Origin of the sequence: Chryseobacterium sp. FP211-J200 (assembly GCF_001643375.1) — a bacterium.
Lineage (GTDB): Bacteria > Bacteroidota > Bacteroidia > Flavobacteriales > Weeksellaceae > Epilithonimonas > Epilithonimonas ginsengisoli.
The window spans coordinates 1-10,270 of the sequence record NZ_LSHB01000010.1; the positions used below are offsets into that span (position 1 = coordinate 1).

The 10,270-nt window shown below is 34.4% G+C and carries 14 protein-coding genes; 6 read left to right on the top strand and 8 right to left on the bottom strand.

The features are described from left to right. The 8 genes from AXA65_RS03395 to AXA65_RS03430 all read right to left on the bottom strand — a co-directional run. A partial coding sequence (locus AXA65_RS03395; RefSeq protein ID WP_063968735.1) for a relaxase/mobilization nuclease domain-containing protein occupies positions 1-672 on the bottom strand: 672 nt, incomplete at its 3' end. Next, a complete protein-coding gene (locus tag AXA65_RS03400) occupies positions 665-1,114 on the bottom strand; it encodes a plasmid mobilization protein (protein WP_063968832.1) in 450 nt (149 codons plus the stop codon). The genes AXA65_RS03395 and AXA65_RS03400, both read right to left, overlap by 8 nt. Positions 1,115-1,262: 148 nt before the next feature. Continuing rightward, entirely contained in the window at positions 1,263-2,141 is an 879-nt protein-coding gene (locus AXA65_RS03405; protein ID WP_063968736.1) for a toprim domain-containing protein, read from the bottom strand. A gap of 265 nt (positions 2,142-2,406) precedes the next feature. Beyond that, complete coding sequence (locus AXA65_RS03410; RefSeq protein WP_027377086.1) at positions 2,407-3,645, bottom strand: primase-helicase family protein; 1,239 nt, start codon at positions 3,643-3,645, stop codon at positions 2,407-2,409. Between the two features lie 72 nt (positions 3,646-3,717). After that, positions 3,718-3,996, bottom strand: coding sequence for a helix-turn-helix domain-containing protein (locus tag AXA65_RS03415; RefSeq protein WP_027377085.1), 279 nt, complete (start codon positions 3,994-3,996; stop codon positions 3,718-3,720). Positions 3,997-4,072: 76 nt separating this feature from the next. Next, positions 4,073-4,807, bottom strand: a complete 735-nt coding sequence (locus AXA65_RS03420) for a hypothetical protein (RefSeq protein ID WP_027377084.1) — start codon at positions 4,805-4,807, stop codon at positions 4,073-4,075. 15 nt (positions 4,808-4,822) lie between these two features. After that, complete coding sequence (locus AXA65_RS03425; protein WP_063968737.1) at positions 4,823-6,064, bottom strand: tyrosine-type recombinase/integrase; 1,242 nt, start codon at positions 6,062-6,064, stop codon at positions 4,823-4,825. A gap of 223 nt (positions 6,065-6,287) precedes the next feature. Continuing rightward, positions 6,288-7,280 (bottom strand): SDR family oxidoreductase, encoded by a 993-nt coding sequence (locus tag AXA65_RS03430; RefSeq protein WP_063968738.1) that lies wholly within the window; start codon positions 7,278-7,280, stop codon positions 6,288-6,290. 176 nt (positions 7,281-7,456) lie between these two features. On the opposite strand from AXA65_RS03430, the gene AXA65_RS19705 reads away from it, so the two are divergent. The 6 genes from AXA65_RS19705 (at position 7,457) to AXA65_RS03455 (ending at position 10,233) form a co-directional block, all read left to right on the top strand. Beyond that, the gene (locus tag AXA65_RS19705) at positions 7,457-7,627 is read left to right on the top strand and encodes a lmo0937 family membrane protein (RefSeq protein ID WP_117590497.1); all 171 of its coding nucleotides are present in this window, start codon (positions 7,457-7,459) and stop codon (positions 7,625-7,627) included. A 149-nt stretch (positions 7,628-7,776) separates the two neighbouring features. After that, entirely contained in the window at positions 7,777-8,145 is a 369-nt protein-coding gene (locus tag AXA65_RS03435; protein ID WP_063968739.1) for a hypothetical protein, read from the top strand. Between the two features lie 70 nt (positions 8,146-8,215). Next, positions 8,216-8,491, top strand: coding sequence for a YHS domain-containing protein (locus AXA65_RS03440; RefSeq protein WP_086048059.1), 276 nt, complete (start codon positions 8,216-8,218; stop codon positions 8,489-8,491). Then, positions 8,481-9,167, top strand: a complete 687-nt coding sequence (locus AXA65_RS03445) for an SCO family protein (RefSeq protein WP_086048065.1) — start codon at positions 8,481-8,483, stop codon at positions 9,165-9,167. The genes AXA65_RS03440 and AXA65_RS03445 overlap by 11 nt, the downstream gene beginning before the upstream one ends. Before the next feature lie 24 nt (positions 9,168-9,191). Continuing rightward, positions 9,192-9,860: a superoxide dismutase gene (locus tag AXA65_RS03450; protein ID WP_063968741.1), complete on the top strand. Its 669-nt coding sequence runs from the start codon at positions 9,192-9,194 to the stop codon at positions 9,858-9,860. A 7-nt stretch (positions 9,861-9,867) separates the two neighbouring features. Further along, positions 9,868-10,233, top strand: a complete 366-nt coding sequence (locus AXA65_RS03455; protein WP_063968742.1) for a hypothetical protein — start codon at positions 9,868-9,870, stop codon at positions 10,231-10,233. Positions 10,234-10,270 lie beyond the last annotated feature (37 nt).

Sequence of the window (10,270 nt, forward strand, 5' to 3'; positions counted from 1 at the left end):
TTTGTAACCAGCTTTATAGATCCTTTCAGTTTGATGATTTTTGTCCTTTTCCAGCAATATTCTCATTCCCGAAATTCCGTCCTTGACATTTGAAGGCAATTGAACTTCAAAACCTTTTTTCTTCATTTCTGAAATGAGACCATCAAAATTATTTTCTGACCTAATAGCTTCAGTCAAGCTTTTCAACATCTCGGCTTTTTTTTGCACTCCAATTTCTATATCGGTCAATAATCCTCTCTCTTTACAAACTTCTCTGACAGCTTCACCAAATCTCTTTCCGATATCGTGTGATTTCACAGTGCACTTTCCCGAAATATCAATCCTGTTCACGATAAAATGAATGTGCTTATGTTTGGTGCTATTATGAATATCAAGCCGAAACTGGTTGTTTGCCGTCACACCGACTTTATCTAAAGCTTTTGTGGCGATTTCTAAAAATTCTTCATCCTTCAATTTTCTGCCAATTTCGTCTGGTTGAGAAATATATCCTGTCAATGCCCATTTCTTCACTTTGGAATTTCTTTCAGCTACGGTCTTCATTTCGTGAAATTGACCTTCAGCAGTTTCACTCAAAAGATAGTTTGAAGCCACCATTTCTGCTGTTCCTTTATCGTTGCCATTATATTCCACAGCAATTTTTGTAATGGTTCTTGTGGTTGCGGAATTATTCATTTTTCTGAATTTTTGAATATAAATATTGATGAATCAATTCGATCAGATTTTCAATTCTTAATAAAATTTCTTTCTTATTTTCAAAAGCATTCCATTCCCGATTTCGTAAAAGATTGGTGATTTTTTTGAAATGGGATCCGTATTGAAGTAAGACTTCATCAGTTTGAAATTCATTGATTTTAAGTTCTTTTTCGAACAAAACATTCCGGATATAAGTGGACAATTTTAGCAGATGTTTTTCTTGCTTTTGAAGTAGAATTTCATATTCAGAATTGGTCATCCGTATTGAAATAACTTTGTCCAATCTTTTATTTTCTTTGGTTTTCAAACCACCTTTACGACCTAATTCCTGAAAATATTTTTTTCTCTTTTCCTGAGCAATCTTGACTTCATTTTCTTTGGTGGCTTGGTTTATAAATTCTTGTAAAAAGTCTTTTTCCATTGTGTAAATTTTATTGCATTTAAAAAACATTTCTGACGATAGGAAGAAATCAAAAATCCCAATTTTGCAATTAGCGGGTACGCTTATTGTAAACTTTGGGTACTTTTTGCACTAACATACCACCATATTTTACCTGTGCGTATTTTACTCACCTTCGCCTTTGTTTCATTTGTCTTTCTGGTGATGAATTTTTGTGAATCATCCAATCATTTAAGTCTTTAAAATCTGAGTATAAAACCCGACAATCTTCTGCGTTTTTGTTTTCATTTTTAATCATTTCAATGGCACGATTTCCTGCTTCATCATTATCAAAATAAAGCTCAATATTTTCATACTTTTCAATTGAATTTTTAATCTTAGAAATCATCGAAACGGAATTCAAAACGAGATAATCGACAGGTTCTTTTTCTAAAAATTTCTCTACATTTTTAAAGGAAAGAAAATCGAAAAAGCCTTCGAAAATCCGAAGCGATTCTGATCCGTTTTTTATGGTTGAAATATCTTTTTTGCCCAAACAAATTTTCGAATATTTATTGCGAATTTCATAACCGCCAGAATCGTTCTTGAAGCCAATTCCGAAATAGTTTTTATCTTTCATTCGGTAATGAATTTCGTCTAAGAACTGAGTTTGATTTCCAACTTTTCTTTCTCTTAAATATTCCAAAAGTGCAGGATGCTGAACGTTTTTAATTTCAATGATCTCATATTGTCTAGATAAATTTTCTGCTTTCTGATTTGAAATACTTTGCTGATGAAATGAAGAAAAATTTTGATTTTCTGCCCATACTAAAACTTCATTGACCGAAGCGTTCAGGTATTTCTTCATAAAGTCGGTATTCGTTCCTCCGATCCCTTCTGAAAATAAATACCAATAGTTTAGACTTTTATTAATTTTAAAAGAGGCTTGGGATTCGTTGGCAAAAGGGTTGAGATACCAAGCTTCTTTTTCATTTTGTTTCGTTGGAAGGTGTCCGAGAGAAAGGAGGACTTCTTCCAACGATATGCTGTTGAATTGTTTGCAGTTCATTGTTGTACTTTTTAATGTTTTTAGTAATAATCGTATGAATTTTGATGGGTAAAGTAGACGGATTTAGTTTTGTCTAATGTTTGATGAATTGATGAGAAAACCTTGTAAAAACTTGATTAACAATAATTTAAAGTCTCATCAAAGTCTCATCATCTCATCAAAGTGGAAATATTCTTCTCATCATCCTCTCATCAAAAATCAAGGTTTAAAAGTTTGATGAGGCTTTTGATGAGAGATAACACATTGATTTTCTTTTCATTATCTATTAATTCATCATTTCATCAAATTTTTGAAGAATAAAATTTCTGTCTACTGTAAAATACCGTCCTGTTTTATTCTGTTGGTAAAAACTTCTACTGTAATCGATGTCGTATTTGATGTAAGCCAGTGAATTGTTCTGAGGTTCAAGTTTCCAGTTTTCTTTCAGGAGTTTTCGGACATCGTTTACCGTCCAATACTGTTTACTGAACATTTTAACCAGCATATTGAAAATATCCTGTGGAATAAAATTGATCTTGCTGTCTTCCGTACTCTCAAAAAACTCATATAAAAGTTCGACGATTTTAGATTCTAATTTGTTGTTATTTTTCCAAACCAATTTCTGAAGGGCTTTGGTTCTGATCTGGGAATCAGTGAACCACATCCTTGTCTCCTTACGGCTGTGAAAAGGTCTTTGAATTAAATATCTAAGAAAATAAGGGATTTCTTTATTTAAATTGTGTAGAAATTCAGTATTCTCCGTTTTAATCGATTTTACCTTGATGATCCAGAATCGTATCTCATTTTCATCAATCTGAATGAAGTTATCTTCATTATTGGAACAGAGAATAAATTTTCCAAAAAATTCCACTTCTTCACGATCTTTTCCTTTTGCCTCTTTCTTGTCTTTATCGGTAGTGGAAAGATATTTTAGTCGTTCCGTAATCTCCTTTTTGTCAAAGAATACTTCATCAATAGCAACGATCAACATTGATGTCCAATCCGAATTGAACTGACTGCTGAAAGAATCGCCTTTGATGTAAGTCATATTTAGTCCAAAAACGGATTTAAGCCATTTGATGAATGTAGATTTCCCGGTAGATCTTTCCTTGCTTACAAGACAAAGAATCGGGAGGATCTGTGTTGGATATTGCAGTAAGATCTTGATATAATCTAATCCTAGTTCCAACTGTTCTCCAAAAATATGCTCCATAAATCTAAGTGAAAATGGAATCTTCTCTTGTAGATATGTTTGCTCCGGTGTTTCTTTAATCGGCTGATAAGGAATCTCATTGTAAACATTATAGAATCCTTGGATAATTTGTTGGTATTGCAAATGGGATGGTATACAACAGAAACCATCATACTTAGGAACTTTTGAGACATATATCTTTCCGTGATCGCTGATAATGGTCTCACGATTCCATCGAGTCAATATTGAGATTTTATCACCTGAGATTAATGGTTTCTCAATAGTTTTATAGTAGGTTGTCCCTACTCTTAGATATGGGATTTTTTCGCTCATATTTTAAAGGTTTGATTCCGCACAGGAAATATTGAAGGGTGAATTAGAATGCTTGATAAATAAAGTCTCTATCTATCTTCTATACTTAAGTGATTTGACCTCGTTTAAAGCATCCATCAGATCAAAATGGTTGACCCTGTAGAATCTTCCTATTTGTTCTGCTTTAATGTTACCTTTTAAAATATGTGAGCGTACGGTTTGATAATCGAGTTTTAGAATTTCTGAACACTCTCTGATAGAGTATAGTTTCTTTTTCAACTCGATGTCAGGTTCTTTTTTGAGAGAATAGAGTAAGTCTTTCACTTCCCCTAATTCGTCGAGAATGGTTTGGAATGGATTTGTTGTCTGCATAATCTGATATTTATTTGCAGACAAAATTGTATGATTGGAATAACTAATGATGCAATTCTACTCAATTGCGTAAAGTTTAATACTTGATATTAAACAACTTAGATAATTCTTGATAGATAGTTTCCTCAAAATCATTAGGTTTCACAGTTATTGCCCGTGAAAATGTTCCTTTGTCAAAATTGGAATTATATTCGTTTTCCATAGCCTCAATAATAGTGGTGTCTTGAAAATCCGGATTAATAATATGATTGTCTTTTAAGAATCGGTGGATTCTGATGAAGGAAGATTTCTGATCTACGATTAGGTTGTGATTTTCATCTATGAATTTTTTACCCTTTAGAAAAGCAATGAAAATTTGCGAACTGTTTTCACCAATCATAATATCCGATAAGCGAATTTCTCTTTTTACTTTACCTTCTAAAGCAAAATATAGTAAAAGCGTAGTTTCAGCTCCATTCAAAAAATTGCCCTGTAATTTCATCAGGTTGCTTGAGCTTAAAATACTTAATGATTCTCTTCGATATTGCTCTAAACAATATTCGATTTTCTCTTCAAAGTTGTGATTTCGGGAAGCATCTATATTTTTGAAGTGGAAAGTGAAAAAGTTATCTAACTTTTCATATCGAATAAGAAACTCATTTCTTTTCTTATCAGTAAGACTGATTTGGCTGGATTTCTGTTTGGCTTTTTCAATTCTTTTTGACAACATCTTTGAAATTTTTTCACCTTTGATCCAGTAAAAAATCATCATAGGATAACCTACAAATTCTTCCCAAAAATTCCAACGTCCATAAAGTTTCTTTTGATCCATAATCTAAATTAATGATTATTTAAAAACTTCATTCATATAATTGATTTTATCTTCTTCGCTCGGTCGATAGTATGCATTGAAGACCTCCAGACTTGTATGACCTGTATAACTCATTATTACTTTATCCGGAACTCGTTTGTTCTTCATTATAGTGATGAAACTTCTTCTTGCAGTATGTGAGGAAATTCTTGTCCAAAATTCGGCTTTTTGGTCTACCAATTCATCACCATACTTCATTGTCTTCTTTATTTCATCAGTAAATTTTAATTCTTTAAATACCTCCTTAATATATTCGTTCATCTTCTGATTTGTAATGCTCGGCAAATTATAATCATATTTTTCAAGTATTGATTTAGAAATACTGTTTAAAGGAATTGCTAAGTTTTTAGATTTACTTTTTAAATCAATAACCCGTATGAAATTTCCGTCAACATCACTTCTGGAAATCGTACTGTAATTGCCAAACCTCATTCCTGTAGTACAACCAAAAACAAAAAGATCACGAACCTTTTCTAATCTTTTGTTTTCACTGAGATTGTAATTATATATGAGTTCAACCTGTTCATAATTCAAAGCTATTTCATCAGTTGTAAATTTCGCAGGTTTCTTGAAAGCAATAAAATTGTTATTGTAAGTATATTTTTTATTTAGAGCCCAAAGAAGAAAAGTCTTGAGCAGACCAACATTTCTATGTAATGTATTTGCAGAATGTTTCTTTTCTTCAATACAATATTTTAGAAATTTGTTATAAAGTTTATTGTCAAATTTTCCTAAGCTGATCTTTACTCTGCTATTGGTTTCAAAATCTTCGAGTAAATTCTTATTGCATTTGTAACGCTTTAGAGTTGAGTTTGAAATCGAATTACCAGTATAGTCGTTTTCCTTCTCATCTAAAAACTCCTGATAAATTCTAAAGAAATCACTTTTAACTGTTATTTTTTTGAATTTTTCATCAAATCTTTGTTTAAGAATATCAACGGTAAGTTCTTCATTTATGTTCTTATATCGATTGACAATCTCTGTAAAAAAACTACTATATCTATCCAACTGCATTTTAACACTTCGATGAATCTCTGCCCTTTTAGTTCTTCCGTTTAGGTCATTAGGTTGCCTACCTTCAAAATCCCATTCGGTTGGTTTTATTTTCTCACCAGTAGAATAGATAAAATTCTTACTTTCATTGTTGAAAAATGAACGGAAATAAATCAGAGTTTCCTTTGTACCATTGGGTTGCTTGAGTTTAAAAGTGTAATTCATCAGGTGCCAGTTTAGGTGCTACTTCTTCTATATTTAGACATAAAAACTAAGTATATTAGTTTATACAAATATAGTTAAAATGCTGATAAATAGAGAACTTACATATTTTAAGTTATGTTAAAATATGTAAGGTTCGAAAACCTCCAACTCCACTTTACAGAACAAAAACCACTGATTTTCAGTGGTTTTTTGTTTGTAGTTAGACAGTATTTAGTGAGTAAGTTTATTTCTTAGAAGAATTATTCTTGATGATCATAAACGACAATCCCAATCCAATGCCTGCAAGCAAAGCCAACTTGGTTTTCCTACTCGGAACTGGCAAACTCGTTTCGCCATAGATCCTGTGTGGTTTTGGAGATGGCCACATAATGTTTCCAGGTGTTGGGTCTGCATTTTTGATCTTCATCATCGTACGCATCGCTGCAGACGCAGTATTCATGATTGTCTTTGGAAAGATGCCGTAAAGATTTTTGATGATCAACGATTGAATATCTGGGAAAAGCCCTTTTCTTGGATTCTTCGCCAACTCAACAATTTTCGCTGCTGTATCTCTCGGGTCGGCTGCGAAAGGTGGCACTTTGAAATCCAACCCTGAGAATTTTGCAGAATGCGCATTCCCTGTCGACCTTTGGATTTGAGGAAAGAGATTACAGATATGAACATTTGCAAAGTCTGATATCTCGCCCTGCAAACCTTCCATCATGCCGCGGATTCCGAATTTTGTGGAGGAATAAACTGCGCTGTATGGCGCCGGCATAAATCCACCAATTGAAACATTATTGATCAAGACTCCTTCTTCTTGTTTTTTGAAGATCGGCAGCACACTGTACGCGCCGTGCATATAACCGAAAAGATTAGTTTTGATGACCTGCTCATTGATTTCCATTGGGATTTCCTCGAATTTTCCGCTGGACATCACGCCGGCATTATTTACCCAAATATCAATTCGTCCATTGAATTGCAAAGCTTCTTCAGCTAATTTTTGAACGTCGTCTGCAACAGAAACATCAGTCACAACGCCAAGAGATATTGCACCCAGATCCCTGCACAGACTTACGGTTTCGTCCAGTGCTTCTTTTCCTCTTGCAGCGATCACAACATTACAGCCTTCCAAAGCAAATGCTTCAGCAGTGGCTCTTCCTACGCCGCTACTTCCACCTGTAATGACGACTGTTTTTCCGGCTAAACTTCTTTCTATAATATGATTCGATTCCATAGTCTTGATTTTGATGAATGAGAATTTATTTTAATTGATAAATTTTATAACTCATTAGCAATCAATTCTAATACCATACGAACATGACCAAATATTAAACTTCACAAAAACAAGCTTTTACAAAAAAGGCACAGATTATGTATAGTTGAAATCAAATAAACAAAAAAAATAAAATTATGAGAAGTCTATTATGGTTAGTAGCAGTGATTTGTATTATCGTTTGGGTATTAGGTTTAGTAGGTGTAGGCGGTGGAATGGGAATGGGAAATTTAATTCACATCCTATTGGTAATCGCAATCATTGTGGTATTATTCAACATTATCTCAGGAAGAAAGCCTTTGGATTAAATCTATCCCAATTACATTTACAAGCCTATGTAAATGAAAAATTTAACCCACTTTTTGTGGGTTTTTTGTTGTCTAAATTTTATTGAGTTCTGATATTTATCATTAATCTTTCAAAATAGAATGCTTTATATTTGTATTAATATTTTCCATTGAAAAGTCTATTTACCTTTTTCATCATTCTCACGATTGCATTGCGTCCGCTAGTGCCATTGATGGATTATGCGGTAAACTATGATTTCATCAATAAGAATCTTTGCGAGAATAAAAGTAAACCTCAGCTGTTGTGCAACGGAAAATGCTATTTGAAAAAAGAAATTGCAAAGACCTCAACAGACCAATCTAAGAATGATTCCCGAATCAGCATTTCTGGTTTTACCGATATCTTTGTCATTAATGAAAATTTCGAATTCTTTACAATAACTGATTATAATTACGAAAGTTCAAATTTTAATTCTGAACTTGATTTTTCTTACAAATTCAATCTGTTTTCCAATATTTTCCATCCGCCATTGGTTTGATTTTAATGATTCAATTCTCTTTTTTTAAGAGCAATTTAAAAATTCTATTAAAATTAAAAATCAATTATCAATGAAAATATTCATTCTATCGATACTTCTTTCTGTATCTGCATTTTCCTGCGCTCAGGAAACGCCAAAGGTAAAACACGTTTCGAAGATGAAACCTGCGACCGGCCTCAAAAATATCAAAGTCGTCAACACCGAAGACCCTGTCTGCCAAATGAAAACCGCAGATTATCTGAAAGATACCGCAGACTACAAAGGAAAAAAGTACGGTTTTTGCAGTGACCATTGCAAAGCGGAATTCAAAAAGAATCCTGAGAAATATGCTCAAAATGCGAAATAACAAAAAACCAAAGCAAACCAACAAGAACAAAATCCTCATTCCGATTGTTGTTCTGGCTTTGATTTTTGTGACGATTGGCGCAGGAATGAGCTATTTCAAAAAGAGTCTTTTCACCGTGATGAAAGTTCCTGATTTCGAACTGACAAATCAAAACAATCAAAAAATCAGCAACAAAGATATGTTTGGGAAAGTCTATCTGGTAGAGTTTTTCTTCAGCAAATGCCCAACGATTTGTCCCGTGATGAATTCCAATATGAAACACATCGAGGAAACCATCAATGACAAAAATTTCGGAATCATTTCAATTAGCATCGACCCGACGAATGACACGCCGGAAGTTTTGAAAAACCACGCCAGAATGCTGGGAACCAAATCTCCCAACTGGCATTTTATAACAGGAAACCGGGATTACATCGACCAATTGGCAGATCAGTTCAACATCTATGTCGGCGACAAGGAAGACCAAGCAGAAAGCCTGAACCACAGTGGAATGATTGCGCTCGTGGACCAAGAAGGAAATCTCCGTTCCAGATTTGATGACAACAATAGCCCAATCTTATACTACTCTGGCTTGAATTATGAAGATAAAGAAGGAAAAACCACTTCACTCGTCGGCAAATACCATCCCGACAGGGAAAAATTAATAGAAGACATCAGAAAATTACTAAAACAATAAGTTTAATATTTAAATAAAGTTATTATGAAAATCAAGAAAATATTTCTCGCAACCGCGATATCTGCAGCAACTTTTGCAACGGCACAATTCAAGCAAACACCTTTGCCCTACGCTTACAACGCTTTGGAAGGTTCGATTGACGCACAAACAATGGAGATCCATTACACAAAACACGCGGCAGCTTACGTTTCCAATTTGAACAAAGCCATCGCTGGAACACCATTGGAAAAAGAAAGCATCACCAAAATCCTTTCCCACATTTCAAAAGAAAGTCCAGCCGTGAGAAACAACGCCGGCGGACATTACAACCACGAATTGTTCTGGACCGTTTTGACGCCTGAGAAAAACACGCAACCATCCGCAAAATTAACGAAAGCCATCAACGAATCTTTTGGAAGTTTGGACGCTTTGAAAGAGAAATTAAGCAAAGCCGGCGCAGACCGTTTCGGTTCTGGTTGGGCTTGGTTGGTCGTGACGGCTGACAAAAAATTAGCGGTAACTTCCAGCGGAAATCAGGACAATCCATTGATGGATATTGCCGAAGTCAAAGGAACGCCAATTTTAGGCATCGATGTTTGGGAACACGCCTATTACCTTAAATATCAAAACAAAAGAGCCGATTATTTGACTGCATTCTGGAACGTGACCAACTGGAAAGAAGTGAGCAAACGCTACGAAGAAGCTACAAAATAATCCCTGCTTGAAATTAATTTGCAACATATTCCTCATCCTTTATCTGGTGTGCAAACCCGCATTTCCACTGGCGGAATATGTTGTAAATTATAATCAAATCCAGGTACTGTGCGTCAACAAAGCGCGACCAGAACTCAATTGCAACGGAAAATGCTACCTCGGAAAAGAACTCGCAAAATCCAACGAATCCGATTCTTCGCCACTTTCCAAAGGCAAAAACCAGGTCCAAAAAGTATTGGACTTTTACATTCCGACTGAGATTTTCAAAGCCTCGATCGAGAACAATTTCTCCCTCCCAAACCTGACTTTCACGTACAAAACAGGTTACACATTCCTCTTTCTGAAACACATTTTCAGACCTCCAATTTTTTAGTTGAACATATTAATTTGGGCGATTCCCTCTCCAACGC